The sequence below is a fragment of the uncultured Brachyspira sp. genome, from assembly GCF_910588665.1.
Classification (GTDB): Bacteria; Spirochaetota; Brachyspiria; order Brachyspirales; family Brachyspiraceae; genus Brachyspira.
Genome location: NZ_CAJUPR010000006.1, coordinates 1 through 16,229 on the forward strand (window position 1 = coordinate 1; position 16,229 = coordinate 16,229).

General features: G+C 29.3%; 15 protein-coding genes and 3 tRNA genes. 3 read left to right on the forward strand and 15 right to left on the reverse strand.

Annotation, left to right across the window (positions count from 1 at the left end; translation table 11 throughout):
* Nucleotides 1–68 precede the first annotated feature (68 nt).
* The 10 genes from nifS to QZ306_RS05510 form a co-directional block, all read right to left on the reverse strand.
* Nucleotides 69–1,235 (reverse strand): cysteine desulfurase NifS, encoded by a 1,167-nt coding sequence (nifS, locus tag QZ306_RS05465; RefSeq protein WP_295161943.1) that lies wholly within the window; start codon nt 1,233–1,235, stop codon nt 69–71.
* 12 nt (nt 1,236–1,247) lie between these two features.
* A complete protein-coding gene (nifU, locus tag QZ306_RS05470; RefSeq protein ID WP_295161945.1) occupies nt 1,248–2,081 on the reverse strand; it encodes a Fe-S cluster assembly protein NifU in 834 nt (277 codons plus the stop codon).
* 83 nt (nt 2,082–2,164) lie between these two features.
* Entirely contained in the window at nt 2,165–2,341 is a 177-nt protein-coding gene (locus QZ306_RS05475) for a (2Fe-2S)-binding protein (RefSeq protein ID WP_295161947.1), read from the reverse strand.
* A gap of 508 nt (nt 2,342–2,849) precedes the next feature.
* Entirely contained in the window at nt 2,850–4,802 is a 1,953-nt protein-coding gene (locus QZ306_RS05480; RefSeq protein ID WP_295161949.1) for an ABC transporter ATP-binding protein, read from the reverse strand.
* Nucleotides 4,803–4,872: 70 nt separating this feature from the next.
* The gene (locus tag QZ306_RS05485) at nt 4,873–5,565 is read right to left on the reverse strand and encodes an ABC transporter ATP-binding protein (RefSeq protein WP_295161951.1); all 693 of its coding nucleotides are present in this window, start codon (nt 5,563–5,565) and stop codon (nt 4,873–4,875) included.
* On the reverse strand, nt 5,558–6,853 hold the full coding sequence (locus QZ306_RS05490; RefSeq protein ID WP_295162217.1) for an ABC transporter permease: 1,296 nt from the start codon (nt 6,851–6,853) through the stop codon (nt 5,558–5,560). Before QZ306_RS05490 ends, QZ306_RS05485 begins: the two co-directional genes overlap by 8 nt.
* Before the next feature lie 325 nt (nt 6,854–7,178).
* Entirely contained in the window at nt 7,179–7,679 is a 501-nt protein-coding gene (locus tag QZ306_RS05495) for a dihydrofolate reductase (protein WP_295161953.1), read from the reverse strand.
* Complete coding sequence (locus tag QZ306_RS05500) at nt 7,676–8,461, reverse strand: TdeIII family type II restriction endonuclease (RefSeq protein ID WP_295161955.1); 786 nt, start codon at nt 8,459–8,461, stop codon at nt 7,676–7,678. The genes QZ306_RS05495 and QZ306_RS05500 overlap by 4 nt, the downstream gene beginning before the upstream one ends.
* Before the next feature lie 66 nt (nt 8,462–8,527).
* A complete protein-coding gene (locus QZ306_RS05505; protein ID WP_295161957.1) occupies nt 8,528–10,042 on the reverse strand; it encodes a DNA methyltransferase in 1,515 nt (504 codons plus the stop codon).
* Between the two features lie 8 nt (nt 10,043–10,050).
* Entirely contained in the window at nt 10,051–10,851 is an 801-nt protein-coding gene (locus QZ306_RS05510) for a thymidylate synthase (RefSeq protein ID WP_295161959.1), read from the reverse strand.
* 214 nt (nt 10,852–11,065) lie between these two features.
* Here QZ306_RS05510 and QZ306_RS05515 point away from each other — a divergent pair, with 214 nt between their 5' ends.
* Nucleotides 11,066–11,329 (forward strand): hypothetical protein, encoded by a 264-nt coding sequence (locus QZ306_RS05515; RefSeq protein WP_295161961.1) that lies wholly within the window; start codon nt 11,066–11,068, stop codon nt 11,327–11,329.
* Nucleotides 11,330–11,333: 4 nt separating this feature from the next.
* Here the strand turns inward: QZ306_RS05515 and QZ306_RS05520 are convergent.
* Nucleotides 11,334–11,414, reverse strand: a tRNA-Leu gene (locus tag QZ306_RS05520).
* 59 nt (nt 11,415–11,473) lie between these two features.
* Here QZ306_RS05520 and QZ306_RS05525 point away from each other — a divergent pair.
* Nucleotides 11,474–13,144: a YhjD/YihY/BrkB family envelope integrity protein gene (locus QZ306_RS05525; protein WP_295161963.1), complete on the forward strand. Its 1,671-nt coding sequence runs from the start codon at nt 11,474–11,476 to the stop codon at nt 13,142–13,144.
* A gap of 106 nt (nt 13,145–13,250) precedes the next feature.
* Here QZ306_RS05525 and groL read toward each other — a convergent pair whose 3' ends face one another.
* The 4 genes from groL to QZ306_RS05545 form a co-directional block, all read right to left on the reverse strand.
* A complete protein-coding gene (gene groL, locus QZ306_RS05530; protein ID WP_295161965.1) occupies nt 13,251–14,882 on the reverse strand; it encodes a chaperonin GroEL in 1,632 nt (543 codons plus the stop codon).
* Between the two features lie 172 nt (nt 14,883–15,054).
* Complete coding sequence (rpsU, locus tag QZ306_RS05535; RefSeq protein WP_008724792.1) at nt 15,055–15,264, reverse strand: 30S ribosomal protein S21; 210 nt, start codon at nt 15,262–15,264, stop codon at nt 15,055–15,057.
* Nucleotides 15,265–15,292: 28 nt separating this feature from the next.
* Nucleotides 15,293–15,366: transfer RNA gene (locus QZ306_RS05540), tRNA-Met, on the reverse strand.
* A gap of 32 nt (nt 15,367–15,398) precedes the next feature.
* A tRNA-Met gene (locus QZ306_RS05545) sits at nt 15,399–15,471 on the reverse strand.
* A gap of 192 nt (nt 15,472–15,663) precedes the next feature.
* Between QZ306_RS05545 and QZ306_RS05550 the strand changes: the two genes are divergently transcribed.
* Nucleotides 15,664–16,092, forward strand: a complete 429-nt coding sequence (locus QZ306_RS05550; protein ID WP_295161967.1) for a hypothetical protein — start codon at nt 15,664–15,666, stop codon at nt 16,090–16,092.
* Nucleotides 16,093–16,229: the final 137 nt, after the last annotated feature.

Sequence of the window (16,229 nt, forward strand, 5' to 3'; positions counted from 1 at the left end):
AAAAATTATAAAATAAAACAGCCTATTATATTATAATAATAGACCGCTTCATTTTTAATATTAAAGAATTAATTTCTATAAGGGGATATTTCCCTCAATCTTCTTACTATTTTTTCAATAGCATCAGCACAGTACATTATATCTTCAATTGTATTATCCAAAGAAAGAGAAAACCTTGTGGAACTATGAGCATACTCAAAAGGCACTCCCATAGCCTGAAGTACAGGAGAGGTCTCTAATGTGCCTGATGAACAAGCACTTCCGCTAGAGGTACAAATACCATAGCCGTCTAATAAAAGAAGTATGGCTTCTCCTTCTATATTTTTGAAACTGATATTTGAAGTATTGCTTACTCTATCAGCATTTGCTCCATTTATTTTAACATCGGTTATTCTTTTTAAAATCTCTGATTCTAAAGCATCTCTTAATTTTGAAGTATGCTCTGTAAATTTAGAAAGTTCCGCTTTTACCATAGAAACAGCCTTTCCTAAACCTATAATATAAGGTATATTCTCAGTGCCGGCTCTTCTCCCCCTTTCCTGATGACCTCCAGTTTGTATGGTTCTTAATTTAGTACCGTTTTTAATATATAAAGCGCCGATTCCCTTAGGAGCATGTATTTTATGCCCTGCTATTGTAAGCATATCAATATAAGGCTCATCTTTCATATTAAGAGGAAGCTTTCCAGCAGCCTGCACAGCATCTACATGAAATACTGCACCTGCATTTTTTACTATCTCCCCTATTTCTTTTATTGGGAAAATTACTCCTGTTTCATTGTTGGCATACATTATTGAAACAATTGCAGTATTTTCATCAACGGCATTCTTTAATTCATCAATATCTATATTGCCGTCATTATCAACCGAAAGATAAGTTATTCTGTATCCGTAACGCTCCAAAGATTTGCATGTTTCGATAACTGCAGGATGTTCAACTTTTGTAGTTATAATATGATTTTTAGTGGGATAGGCTTCTATAGTTCCTCTAATAGCCATATTATCACCTTCGCTTCCACATGAAACAAAACATACTTCAATAGGTTCGCAGCCTAAAAAATCAGCCACAAGCTCTCTGGACTTTTCCATTTCTCTATGCACAGAGCCTGCAGGAGTATACATACTTGAAGGATTAAAATACATATCCTTAAAATAAGGAAGCATAGCCTCTAATACTTCATCATATACTCTTGTTGTGGCATTATTATCCATATATATAATTTTTTTATCCGACATATACCTCTCCCGTTAAATACCGACAACTTCCAAATCTTTAGAAACAAGTTCCTGCAGTTTAGGCTCAACAAAACCTTTCAAAGTATTTTTAGAAGAAGCACATGAAGAACAAGCACCTTTAAACTCTATAATTACCTTATTTCCATCAACATCTACAAGTCTTAAGCTTCCTCCGTCCATTTTCAGCATAGGATTTATTACCTTCTCTAAAGCCTCTTCTATTTTTTTAATCTTCTGAACATTAGTCATAGGTGCATTTTTAGCCTCTCTCTCCATATCTGCCAGCTCTTCATTTAATATATCTTCAATTTTAACCTTACAGGCTCCGCATCCGCCGCCCGCTTTAGTATAAAAAGTAATTTCATCTAAAGTTTTAAGATTATTTTCTCTTACTGCTCTTCTTATTTTAGTATCCGTTATGCCGAAACATTTACAAATAATTGCACCTTCATCATGTTCATCCTCTTCTGATGCTACTCCTCTGTAATTATTTATAGCCTTCTCTAAAGTTTCCATACCCATAACAGAGCAATGCATTTTTTCTTCGGGAAGACCTCCAAGCTCCGAAGCTATATCTTTGTTTGTTATATTTTTAGCTTCATCAAGAGTTTTACCCTTAATCATTTCAGTTAATATACTGCTGCTGGCTATAGCCGAAGCACATCCGAATGTCTGAAATTTAGCATCTTCTATAACTTCTGTATCCTTATTAATTTTTAATGTTAATTTAAGGGCATCTCCGCATACTATACTTCCTGTCATAGCCTCTGCATCCGGATTTTCTATTTCTCCCACATTTCTAGGGTTAATAAAATGATCTTTAACTTTATCTGTATATTCCCACATGTTCCTACCTCCATCTAAGTTAATTATTAATATATTAAATATATAAATAATTTCGGAATATAAAAATGATATAATTTTAAAAATTATTTATTCATTTCATTTAATATTTGCTGTATAGCTACCTGACAGCTTCCGCAGCCCGTACCTGCTTTAGTAGCTGCCGATACCTCTTCAACTGTTTTAAGTTTTTTTGATTTGATAGCATCTCTAATCTGACTCTCAGTTACAGCCATACAAAAACATATTGTCTTATCAGCCATTTTGATTCTCCTATTATATAATTTTTAATTATAAAAAATAATATAAATATTTAAATTTATATATATTTATAACCTTCATTGTTAGAATATTGTAATATTTACAAAAAATAAATCAAGTATATTTAAAATCCGTTCTTATATATTTTAATTATTAATAAATATAACAAATATTAAATATAAAATTATAATTTTTAAATACTATAGGCTAGTCAATAATAAAAACAGCTTTTTTGGTTCTTTTTTTGACGAAACAAAAAAAGAATATGAAAAAGAAATCAAACAATAATACATAATACCAACAATACAGAATAATAAAAAAGCTAGCCTGAGCCATTGACTTAATTTATTTAAAATATATCTGCAGGAACAGTACATAATTTATCAGGATTAAAAAAATATAGAGATGCTGGCTTAAAAAGATAAAACAATAAGAAAAACACTTATACTTACTTCAGATAAAATCAGATGTAATATTTATAATGGAGACTGGTGTCCGTATTTTTTTATACTATTCTCTAAACTGCAAAGAGTACAAATACTGATATTTACCGCCTCTTTTAATTAAATCTTCATGAGTTCCTGATTCTATTATTTTACCGTTTTCCACAACACATATATAAGTAGCATTTTTTATTGTTGATAATCTATGAGCTATAACAAATGTAGTCTGAAGATTAATAATCTCATTAAGTGCTTTTTGAACATACATTTCGCTTTCGGTATCCAATGCACTGGTAGCCTCGTCTAGTATTAATATAGAGGGCTTTTTCACAACTGCCCTAGCAAGTGCTATTCTCTGACGCTGTCCACCTGAAAGCATTACACCTCTGGAACCTATATGCGTATCATAACCATTAGGAAGTTTAAGTATAAACTCATCGGCATGGGCTATCTTTGCCGCTCTAATCAAATCATCGTCTGAAGCATCAGGATTAGCATATAAAATATTTTCTCTTACGGTACCGTAAAACAAAATATTCTCCTGAGATACAACACCTATTTGATTTCTTACGCTTCTGGTATTCAATTCATTTATATCAATTCCATCAAACCTTATTACTCCTTCGCTTGGCGTAAATAATTTAGGTATTAAACTTATTAAAGTGGTTTTTCCGCCGCCAGAATTACCTACAAATGCAACAACATCTCCTTTTTTAACATTAAAACTTATAGGTCCTAAATGAAAATGTTCGGCACCGCTTCTTCTGGAATATTCAAAATGAACATTTTCAAAAGTTACGGAATGCTCTATAGGATTCATTTGTTTTTTACTAGGATCGTCTACATTTTCTGCTGGCAAATCTATAATATCAAAAACCCTAGAAGCTACCTTTTTAGTCATTTGCAAATTTATAACTATACCAGATAAATCTCTTACAGGAGTGGAAATATTAAGCATATAAAGCAAAAATCCCCATAGAAACTCAAAAGGCATTTCTCCTTTAAATATAAGAAATCCTCCGTAAGCAAGTATTATAAGCATTGCAGCTATCATTACAAGCTCTGTCATAGGTCTATTTAATGAAGTAAGAAGGCTTATCTTCCTCATTATATTTATTAATTCGGTATATAATGATCTGTATCTGCTTACTTCCTGATCCTCTTTTGAAAATATCTTTATAACTTCTATTCCTCTTATATCTTCCTGTATAACCGAAGTAGTGCTTCCCAAAAGATTCTGCTGAGCCGATATTCTCGTTCTTATTAGCTTTGAAACTTTATCTATACCTAAAGCTATTAAAGGAGCAGCCACAAAACAAGCTATAGTAAGCTTTACATTAAGTATTAAGAGCATACATAATGTAAGTATTAATGTTAATGGAACGGTAATCATATTAGGAAATGTAGTTGATAAAAATGTTTCTATAGTACCTGATTCATTAATAATTCTGCTCATTAAATTTCCTTCTTTTTCCTGCTTAAAAAATGCTATATCAGTATTAAGAAGTCCTTTAAGCATATCAGCCCTTACATCTTTGCCTATCTCCTGAGCGGTAAATTGAAAAAGAAAAGTCTTCACATAATCAAAACCTACTCTGAATAAAACATATATAAATCCTATAATTATAATAAAAGCAAACTGGGCAACTATTATCGGATTTGCTATTGAATCGCCGCTGAAAATCTGCTGAGTGAAATTTTTTGCATTCAAATTGCTGAATCTGGCTGTTAAATCTGCAATAAACGGAATTTTATCTAAAATATCAACTCTCTTTCCTCCCGTTATAGCTATTGCCATCTGACCAAAAAAAGGCGGAAGTATATTTATTATTGTATATCCTACGCTTAATATAAAAGAAGGTATAAAAAGTTTTTTATGTCTCATAGCATAGGAAAACATTCTTTTATAAGGATGTTTTTCTTTATTTGAATAATATTTTTTTATATGTTCTTCGGTAACCGCTTCATAGTCAAAAGGTCTGTCATCTTTTTTAAAAAATTCTTTTATTTTTTTTAGCATAAATCTATTTTCCTAATCATTATTTTTTTACTTTCAATATACTATATCATAAAATTATATATTTCAATTGTCAGTATTCTGTCAAATTCTCGCCGTATTCCAATCTAAATTTTCTGTCAGCCATATCGGCAATTGAAACTGAATGCGTAACTATTATCAAAGAAGCGCCGCATTGTACAGTCATATCCCATAATAATTCTCTCACTATTTCTGCATTTTTTTTATCCAAATTACCCGTAGGCTCATCTGCTAATACAATTTTGGGATTATTTATTAAAGCTCTTGCTATTGCAACTCTCTGAGCCTCTCCTCCTGAAAGCTCACCTATTCTATGCTCCATTCTGTCTTTTAAGCCCACAGTTTCAAGTAATGACTCTGCCTTTTGTCTGGCTTCTTTTTTATTATAATTAAGCATTAATGAAGGAATCATAACATTTTCAGCGGCGCTGAACTCTCCAAGAAGATTATGAAATTGGAAAACATAGCCTAGATAATTATTTCTGAAATGCGCTAATTGACCTTCATTCATTTTTCCTATATTATTGCCTAATATATTTATACTTCCGTCCGTTATATCATCTATTCCGCCGATTAAGTTCAAAAGCGTGGTCTTTCCGCTTCCAGATTCTCCTGTTACAGCAAGTATTTCATTTCTGTATATTTCTAAATTTAATGACTTTAAAACTTCAACTTTAGGAGGACCCATATATGTTTTTTTTAAATTTTCTATCTTTATTAAGATCTCTTTAGAATCATTACTCATATCTTAAGACCTCCGCAGGCTTATATCTGCTTGCTATATATGCAGGTATTATTGCAAATAAAACTGAAAGCAAAAATGAAATACCTGCGACCATTATAACTTGAGAAGCATGCACTATTGAAGGAAGTCCTCCGCTTACATAATATATATCGGAAGGGAAAAAATCGGGTACTATGGGCATTAATATACCTGCATTTATTTTAGAAGGTATAAACCAAATTATATTAACTATATATTGAAGTATTATCCTAATTCCCTCCAAAGTTTCATTTACATAATTTGCCAATAATATGCCGAATATTACACCTAATACAGTGCCTATTAATCCTATTATTGCTCCTTCCAAAAAAAATACTTTAGCAACATTTGACGGTCTCAATCCTAATGTCTTTATTATAGCAATATCCCGTCTTTTATCTTTTACAAATATTATCTGACTTGAAGCAATATTCAAAGCAGCAATCAATATAATAAAAGAAAGTATTAAAGCCAGCATTAATTTTTCAGTATGGAGCGCCTGAAAGAAATTTCTGTCAAAAAGCATCCAAGGCATAACATTATAAAACTCTTTTAAGTCGGAATTTATTTCTTTTGCCGTTTTATCGGCATTAAAAAAATTCTTTACTTTTACCGCAACGCCTGTAACGGAATTATCATATCCTATCATTTTCTGACCTGCATAAAGAGAAACTATAACCATTCTGCTGTCATATTCATAATATCCAGTTTTATAAATACCTTTAATAGTAAAAGTAGTTTTCTGAGGTCTGAATCCCTTTTCAAAACTTCCTGAAGCAGAAATTATATCTATAGTATCTCCAACGGATAAAGCATAATCCTTAGCCATTTCGGAACCTATTAAAGCATCATTAGTTTTCATATCCTTATTACTGCCTTCAATAAAATTAAAATATTTTATGAAGTCTTTATCTGTACTGAATATATTATCCTCAAATGAACGCACTGTTATAAGAATAGTAAAATTATAGCTGCGCATTATACATGGAAGAACTATATACGGATATGCGCTTATTATTTCTTTATTATCCGTCATGTTGTCAATAATATATTGATAATCCGTAAGAGGTCTGTCACCGTAAGCGCTGATATTTATATGCGCTCTCATACCTAATATTTTATCTCTTATATCGTCCTGAAAACCGTTCATAACTGAAAGTACGGTTATCATAACCATATCTCCGACAAGTATACCAAGCACGCATATAACGGTAATAATTGAAACAAATGAAAATTTCTTTTTGGCTCTCAAATATCTGACGCCTAGCATCAATTCTAATCTCAAAGTATCTCCTTGAATATATAATAATATATTATATATTATATATAATAAATTTAAACCTGCTTTATTTTAAACTTAAATAATTTTATAATAATGCATATTTAAAAACTGTATATCTGTAAAATATATATCAATAATTTTATTCGGGTATAAATTAACATCATAATCTTTTTTCCAATTAATAATACCGAAAGATGTTAAATGCCAATCTCATAAAACAAGACTCTCTTCAACTGTAATCTATGGAACATAATTAAGCTATTGAAATATCATTGATATTCCTAATTTTCTAGCCTATATTTATATATTTAACTTATATTCTAATGTATTCTATTATATCAACATTAATATCATTATAAAAAAAAGTTTTTAATTTATTAGAATTAAATAAAGTTTTATCTATTTCAGGAAAAAATCTGCTGCAGCTGTAATTCTTATTTATATGTGTAAGATAAACTCTATCGGCATAATCTAATGCTCTTTTATATATAGATTCTCCGCCTATTATAAATATCTGATTATGCTTTTCCAATAATAATTTTGAAACTGCATCTTCAAAAGAACTGTCATAAAAAAGATTATCATACCGATTCAGTAATTCATTATTAACGCTGGAAGATATAACAATATTTTTTCTTTTAGGAAGAGGCTTTGAATCTAAAGAATCAAAAGTTACTCTGCCCATAATAACGGCATGTCCTTGAGTTTTACTTCTAAAAAACTGCATATCTTCTTTAATATATCCCCAAGGCATTTTACCGTTTAAACCTATACCGTTTTTTGAATCTACTGCCGCAATTAATGAAACTATCATTTATTATTATCCTTATTAGAAAAATCAGAAAAATATTTATCTATTTCCATTCTCATATCATTCCCAATTTCCTCAAAGCATAATAAAATATCATTATATACATCATCTCCGCCAAGAAAATTCCATAATTCTTCAGCAACTTTTAATTCTTTTTCTAAATCAAGCATTCCTGCAATAGTCCATCTTTCATAAGGTTTAGGCTCATATGGATTATAAGGAATTCCTATCATAGAATAAACATTATTTTCATTATTAGAATACAAAGTAACTGCCGACCATTCCAGTAAAGTTCTTTTAAAATTTTGAAACTCACCTTTATTTGGTTTAGCTGTTTTTAAATCTATTAAATATATATTATTATCATAATCTTCAATATAAATATCTATTTTTGTAGGTTTTATTTTTGTTATTTCACCTATTTTACATACTTTTTTTATTAATTCTATTTCTTCATCTTTATTAGGTCTTTTATTTGCTGACCTTAAATCATCCATTATATTTTGTATTATTCTTTGTGCTTCTGATGTAATTATATTCTTTGAAATTTCTTGTTTTTTAATAACTTTAAATCTATCCTTTCCTAGTTCTATAGCAAGAGGTTCAAATATAGTAGTTCCAAAATTAGTATTTAAAGAATGTATAAAAGAAAACAAAGCTTTACCAAGCAAACGAGTATGAAAAGGCATTGATTTTGTTTCTGGTTTATAATCTCTAAATTTATTTCTTAAAACAGAATATAATTTTTCTTTTATTGAATCTTTTTGTTTTTTAGTTAATGACATAAAAACTCCTATAACTCTTTTAAATGGAATATTGTTTCTGAATATTCAGATTTATCTTTTTCTACTCTATATTAATACGGGTCTTTTAAAAGTATTAACTATTTTCATATTAGATTTTTCTGCTATTTTGGTATACAAATTATATTTATCATTAGCTACAATAAATACATTATAATTATCTATCATATATTTTTTAGAGTTTATTAAAACTTCTGATATATCATCTATATACTTATTTTTTGCATTCAAACTTTGACCTTTTGATAATGAACCTATTTCAAAATCATCATTCCTATTAAATCCGAATAAATCATAAGCATAAGCATGCTGTTCATGATAATCTATTAAACCTATATAAGGAGGGCTTGTAAATATACCACTTATTTTTTTATTTTTTAAAAGTTTATAAAAGTCATTATCTATATTTTTTAATACATTAAAAATATTAATATTTCTAGAATCCCCTGTTATGCATAATTGTTTAGTATTCGTTTTTAAACTATTAAAAATATACAAACGTTTTATTGTATCTTTATAATATATATTCCACCATTTAATAATAGAAAAAATAGGTTTACATATTTTGTAATGCTTTTTACAATAATACGTGGTTGCAATGGGTTTCAATAATGTACCTATATCTGAATGAGTTGTAGCTCTGCAAGAACGCATAGTTCTACTTAAAATTATACGAATAATATTTTTTATTTTTTCATCATCTATATTTTTTATCAAATCATTCATAAAACTTAATTCATCTATAATATTTGGTATAAACCATTTTCTTATAAATGAATTATCATTATCATTATTTAATTTTATATTATATTTTTTTATTAAATTATTATAAACAGCTAAAAATTCTTTTTCTTTTTCTTTACTATATATTTTTGAATTAATCTTATTTTCTCTAATATTTTTTTTATATACTACTTTATCAAAGTATTTATTATTAAACTCTAACAATCTTTTATTAAGTTCATCTTCAAATTCATAATTTATTTTTATATAATTTTTTAATTTATCAGTCAGTTCTTTTAATATAATTTCTAATTTTTCTAAATTAATGTTAGCAATTTTTGAATTTGATATAATAGTATTAAAATCAGAAATATCTATACCCAAAGCATTAATACCCAATTCATTAGCTTGAACAAGAGTGGTACCGCTACCGCAAAATGGATCTAATATTAGGTCATCTTTTTTGAAATATACTTCTTTTTTAAATTCGTCAATATTACTATCAATAAAATAATTAACAAGCTGAGGGATAAACTTTCCTTTGTATGGATGAAGTCTATGCACATGTTTTGTAGTATCTGATTCTTTCAAATTATCAAAAGATAATTTCCAATTTAAATCATCACCCAATTTTTCTCTCCAAACTCTTTCTATTTTATTCCTATCATAATATTTTTTTAACTCATCTTTAGAAATATAAGTCATTCCATTAGTAATAATTTTATCAATTAAAGCATACTGTATTAAATAATTAATATTAGATGCCGTTACAGATTTATTAGTATAATTAGAAGCCCATTTAACAGCATCATTTATTGTAATAAGGTCAGGTTTATTCATAATATAATTTAAATAGCGACCTCCGCTTTTATAGAAGGATGATATTTATATCCCTCCAATCTAAAATCTTCATAAGTATGACTGAATATATTAGGACGATTTTCTATAAATAATTCAGCTGTCTGTTCAAAAGGCTCTCTTGAAAGCTGAGTCTTTACCTGTTCTATATGATTATTATAAATATGCGCATCTCCAAATGTCATAATTAATTCATAAGCTTTAAGTCCGCTATGCATAGCTAAAAGCCTTGTGAGTATGGCATAAGAGCTTATATTAAAAGGAACCCCCAAAAATAAATCCGCAGAACGCTGATACAAATGCGCTATAATTTTACCTTTATTATTAACGGAAAACTGACACATCATATGACATGGAGGCAAATGCATTTTATCAATATCCCCTACATTCCATGCATTCAAAATATTTCTTCTGCTTGAAGGATTATTTCTTAATGTATTTACTATATTTGATATTTGATCTATTTTATTGCCTTCTTTAGTTTCCCAAGCTCTCCATTGCTTTCCGTATACAGGTCCAAGTTCTCCCATATCATCAGCCCACTCGTCCCATATATGCACATTATTTTCCAATAAAAATTTTATATTAGTAGCTCCCTGCAAAAACCAAAGAAGCTCCACAATAACGCCTTTCATAAAAACTTTTTTTGTTGTTATTATTGGTATTTTATTATCTTCAAATTTAAATCTTAATTGAGGTCCGAATATTCTTCTTGTACCGACACCCGTTCTGTCTTTTGTATCTTCGCCTTCTTCCAATACTTTTTTTAATAATTCTAAATAATTCAGCATACCAAATCCTATTAATTTTATAAAAAATATTATATATTTTTAAAATATTTTATCAATATGAAGTTTTATTATAATACTGTAAATTAAAATATTAATACATAAAATAATAATAGAATTTATATATACTGTATTATAAAAATATACCTGACACTCCTTTAAAAAATATTATATTTAATGTATAATATTCTAATAATACTTACGGATTTATTAAAAAGTGGACTTATTAGTTATAATATTTTTCATAGCAGTCATACTGATATTTATTTTAATGTTCGGCATACTCTTTTTTGTATCAATAATAGGTAAAATCGCAGATTTGATATCTATTATAATATTCAGAAATTATGAAGATTGTCCATTTTGTAATTGCCGAAACTCTATGAGAATTATAAAAACATCAAGCGGATATAAAAAAGTATGCAGCAAATGCAAATTTTCTATAGAAGCAGACGATAAAAACGATAATGAGAAAGTGTAATATTTACGAGGGGAGGGAATCGAACCCTCATGCCTAAGGCGCTAGATCCTAAGTCTAGTGCGTCTGCCAGTTTCGCCACCCTCGCTTAATATCTATACATTATACATTATACATTATATAATTTTTTTTTGCAAGAAGCGTTATATGACAAAAATTCAAAAAATTTTAAAAAAATTGAAAAATTTTTTCTCTCAGGATATCTATTATATAGATCAGAACCTATTTAACCCTATGCAGAAATTTTTTGTAAACTCATACAAAATATTAGTTTTTGCAGTAACAGACTTTTTTAAAGATGACTGCACAATAAGAGCAGCTGCATTAACATATCTTGTAACATTATCTTTTATACCCGCATTAATAGTAGGTTTATTCATATTAAGAATATTTAATATATATCAAAACTCATTCGTTTTTATATTTGAATGGATGGAAAAAAATGCCGCATTCTATGAGCCTATAGTAAGGCAGATACTCAATATAGCTGATAATACTAATTTGGCTAGTTTCGGTATTATAGGCATTATATCAACTATAGTGAGTATTTCTTTAATACTGCATAGCATACAAAAATCATTAATAAAAATATGGCGTGTAAAGATTACAACTTCCATACCGAGAGTTATTGCCAACTATATAGCACTGCTTTTTCTTATACCTGTGCTTATAGGGATATCATTTACTTTAATAACATATTCTTCTATAAATCTTTATAATCTTCCTGCATTAATAAAAATATTATTATCTTGGTTTATACCTATAATATCTACATCTCTTTTAGTATTATTTTTATATGTACTGGTTCCTCAGACTAAGGTAAATTGGTCTAATGCAACAATATCTTCGGTACTAGTTGCAATAGCAATAATAACTCTTTTAAGCGTATATTTTAAACTTAATTTAAATTTTAAAAATTATAAGCAGATATTTGACAGCGATAAATACAAAATAGAATATATTGTAAAAGAAATAAATACTGGAAATAATAATTCAGAAAATATTGAAAATACTAAAAAAATAGATAATAATATATACTTTAATAATATTTCAAATATAAAGATAGAAAGAATAAGCTATATTATTATGCAGAATATGGGAAGCGGTATAGCTGGAACAAGCTATGAAAAAAAAAGTATAGAAACAAATATGCTTGAGTTTAAGTTTTTTTCTCCTAATATATCGGATCAGCTTTTAAAATATAATTTTAAAATAGGTGATATTGTTACAATAAGCAGCGAAAATAATATGCTTACAAGTATAATTCCAGCACAATTATCGTCTGCAAGTTCATTTGCTCAAATACCTGTTCTGCTGTTACTTCTGTATATAGTATGGATTATAATACTATTCGGTGCGGAACTTACATACTCTATACAATATTTCAGGTCTTACGGAGTGGACAAAAACAGTATTAAGCTGTCATTTGCAGAAAAAGAAGTTATAGCATTGGAGTTTATGCATATAATAGCCTACAGATTTATTAATAAGAAAAAATCTATAACTATGTACGAATTAGGCAGAGAGCTGAGAACAGCGCCTGCAATTATTACAGAAATATCAGAACCTTTAGAAAAAGCTATGTATATTATAAAAATATCCAGAGGTTCAAATACATTGTATTCTTTAGGATGTCAGCCGGAAACCATAACTATAGGAGATATTTTATATGCTGTAAGAATGGAGGGAGGATTTAGAAATAAAACTATAAATACTAATGATAAATATAAAAGTTTAATATACAGAAATAAAGAAATATCAAAAAAAGATTATAATACCAATCTGCTTAAATTAGTAAATAATAAAAACAAAAAATAAAGCTTAACTTATTATATTCTGATAATATTATTAATAAAAAAAGAGCCTAAGTAAAAATACCAAGGCTCTTTTTATTTTATTAATTTTATTCAGGCTTTTTTATTTATTAATACATACCGCCCATTCCGCCGCCCGGCATCGGAGGCATTGGTTTCTCAGGTTCAGGTATATCGGTAATAATAACTTCAGCAGTTAATACTTGACTTGCAATAGAAGCTGCATTCTGCAAAGCGCTTCTTGAAACTTTAGCTGGATCAATAATACCTGCTTTTAACATATCAACCCATTCATTAGTAAGAGCATTGAATCCCATATTTCCTTTTTGTTTTTTAGCTTCAATAGAAACAACAGAACCGTCTAAACCTGCATTTGCGGCTATCATTCTTATAGGCTCTTCTATAGCTCTTTTTACTATATTAACCCCCACCTGCTCATCGGCATTATCTACGGTAAGAGATTCAAGTTTATTCTGAGCATGTAAATAAGTAATACCGCCGCCAGGAATTACTCCTTCTTCAACAGCAGCTCTGGTTGCGGATAAAGCATCTTCCACTCTGGCTTTTTTCTCTTTCATTTCCACCTCAGTAGCGGCTCCTATATTGATAACGGCAACACCGCCTGAAAGTTTAGCCAAACGCTCCTGCAATTTCTCTCTGTCATAATCGCTGTCGGTTTCTTCTATTTGCTTCTTAATAGCTGCAACTCTCGATTTTACATCTTCTTTACTTCCAGCACCTTCAACTATAGTGGTGTTTTCTTTATCAACAGTAATTTTCTTAGCTTTGCCAAGCTGTTCAACAGAAGCATTTTCAAGCTTCATACCTAAATCTTCGCTTATAACTTGTCCGCCTGTTAAAATAGCAATATCTTCAAGCATAGCTTTTCTTCTATCACCGAATCCGGGAGCTTTAACTGCACATACATTTAATACTCCTCTCATTTTGTTTAATACTAGAGTAGCTAAAGCTTCATTTTCAATATCTTCGGCAATGATAATGAAAGGCCTGCCTGTCTGGGCAATTTTCTCAAGTACAGGAAGAAGTTCTTTCATATTGGATATTTTTTTATCATAGATAAGAAGCAAAGCATCTTCTAATTCAGCAGTCATACTGTCGCCGTTAGTTACGAAATACGGAGAAATATAACCTCTGTCAAACTGCATACCTTCAACTAAAGAAAGGCTTGTTTCTAAAGATTTAGCCTCTTCAACTGTGATAACGCCTTCTTTGCCTACTTTTTCCATAGCATCGCTTATCAAAGCTCCGATTTCTTTATCATTGTTGGCGGAAATAGTAGCAACCTGAGCTATTTCTTCTTTTCCTTTAATCTGCTTAGCCTCAGATTTAATATGAGCAACTATTTCATTAACCGCTTTCTCTATACCTCTTTTAATAAGCATAGGATTAGCACCGCTGGTTACATTTTTTAAACCTTCTTTAACCATAGCCTGAGCTAAAACCGTAGCTGTAGTTGTACCGTCGCCTGCAACATCATTAGTCTTGGTAGCAACTTCTTTAACTATTTGAGCACCCATATTTTCAAACGGATCTTCTAATTCTATTTCTTTAGCGATAGTTACACCATCATTTATTATAGTAGGAGGACCGAATTTCTTGTCTATTACAACATTGCGTCCACGCGGTCCTAAAGTTACCTTAACGGCATTAGCTAAAGCATCAACCCCACGCATAAGGGCTCGTCTAGCTTCTTCATCAAATAATAGCTGTTTTGCTGCCATATATTTTTTCTCCTTAAATTAAGTATTATTAAATAATAAGCATTATTAAACTTCTAAAATTATTTCATTTTAAAATTGATAAAATTATACATTAAAAAATAAATATTTTCAAGTATACCAGATAAAAAAGCATCGATATAATAAATACCAATGCTGTAAAAATACAAATAAATTAAAGCAAACCCAATCTGCGCTCTTTTTTTATTTTTCTTTTCATTCTCTTCAAAGCTTTTTCTCTCTGAAGCTTTTTCTCAAGAGAAGGTTTTTTATAGAATTGTTTTTCTTTTAAATCCTGCAAAATACCTTCATTCTCGCAGGCTCTGCGGAATCTTTTAATAACACTTTCTACCGGCTCGCCTTCATTAGCGAATACTCTTACCAATTAACTCACCTGCCTTTTTATAAAATATTAGCGGCGAAGGGACTTGAACCCCTGACACTGCGGATATGAGCCGCATGCTCTAACCACCTGAGCCACGCCGCCGAAGTGATAATCCAGAATATTATTTCGGATATTAGCGGGGGCAGGACTTGAACCTACGGCCTTTGGGTTATGAGCCCAACGAGCTACCAACTGCTCCACCCCGCGATATAAATATTAAAGCATTTTACCTGTTTTTAAAAAAATGTCAAGCATTTTTATATAATTCTATTAATAAACATATACTCATATTTACAAAAATATTTTAATAGTATGTATTTACAAATCAGCATATTTGTTATAATATATAAAAAGTTATATATAAAAATTGATGCATCAAATAATAAGGCTTGTTTAATTATGCAAAACTTTATCTATTCAATGGCAATGTTTTTTACAGCGTATATTATAGTCACTGTCATAGGTATTTTACATACCATTTTTAATATATATATTCTTAAAATGGAAGCTATGAGCAGCAAAGGTATGGGAAGCGGATATGAAAAAACCAAACCGTTTCACCCTATTTATAATATAATAATATTTTCTATATTTGGTTATTTATATATACTAAAAACAGATAATATTAATCTGAAAGAAGCATTAATTACAGGCGCTTTATGGAGTATAATATGCATTGTATTTGATGTTTTTGCATGGGTTTTAATAAAACATCATTGGAGTTTATCTTTCAAAGAGTTTTATATAAATTATCAGCCTTGGTTAACTCTTATATATTTATCTATATTTTCAGGTCCCGTTTTAGGATATTTTTTTACGCTGATATAGTTGATAAAAAAAACTAGATTATGCCAAACACTGAAAACAGCTTTTAAATACTGCATTATAAATATTAATTCAAATAAAATGCAGATAATAAAATAAGCTTTTACTAATATTGATGCATATCATTATTATACTAATAA

What these genes read in the sequence shown, in the direction of transcription:
- QZ306_RS05550 (WP_295161967.1), top strand. Translation starts at nt 15,664, where the DNA reads ATGCAAAACTTTATCTATTCAATGGCAATGTTTTTTACAGCGTATATT.
- QZ306_RS05525 (WP_295161963.1), top strand. Translation starts at nt 11,474, where the DNA reads ATGACAAAAATTCAAAAAATTTTAAAAAAATTGAAAAATTTTTTCTCT.
- groL (WP_295161965.1), bottom strand. Translation starts at nt 14,882, where the DNA reads ATGGCAGCAAAACAGCTATTATTTGATGAAGAAGCTAGACGAGCCCTT.
- QZ306_RS05475 (WP_295161947.1), bottom strand. Translation starts at nt 2,341, where the DNA reads ATGGCTGATAAGACAATATGTTTTTGTATGGCTGTAACTGAGAGTCAG.
- nifS (WP_295161943.1), bottom strand. Translation starts at nt 1,235, where the DNA reads ATGTCGGATAAAAAAATTATATATATGGATAATAATGCCACAACAAGA.
- QZ306_RS05500 (WP_295161955.1), bottom strand. Translation starts at nt 8,461, where the DNA reads ATGTCATTAACTAAAAAACAAAAAGATTCAATAAAAGAAAAATTATAT.
- QZ306_RS05490 (WP_295162217.1), bottom strand. Translation starts at nt 6,853, where the DNA reads ATGCTAGGCGTCAGATATTTGAGAGCCAAAAAGAAATTTTCATTTGTT.
- QZ306_RS05495 (WP_295161953.1), bottom strand. Translation starts at nt 7,679, where the DNA reads ATGATAGTTTCATTAATTGCGGCAGTAGATTCAAAAAACGGTATAGGT.
- QZ306_RS05510 (WP_295161959.1), bottom strand. Translation starts at nt 10,851, where the DNA reads ATGCTGAATTATTTAGAATTATTAAAAAAAGTATTGGAAGAAGGCGAA.
- nifU (WP_295161945.1), bottom strand. Translation starts at nt 2,081, where the DNA reads ATGTGGGAATATACAGATAAAGTTAAAGATCATTTTATTAACCCTAGA.
- QZ306_RS05480 (WP_295161949.1), bottom strand. Translation starts at nt 4,802, where the DNA reads ATGCTAAAAAAAATAAAAGAATTTTTTAAAAAAGATGACAGACCTTTT.
- QZ306_RS05505 (WP_295161957.1), bottom strand. Translation starts at nt 10,042, where the DNA reads ATGAATAAACCTGACCTTATTACAATAAATGATGCTGTTAAATGGGCT.
- QZ306_RS05485 (WP_295161951.1), bottom strand. Translation starts at nt 5,565, where the DNA reads ATGAGTAATGATTCTAAAGAGATCTTAATAAAGATAGAAAATTTAAAA.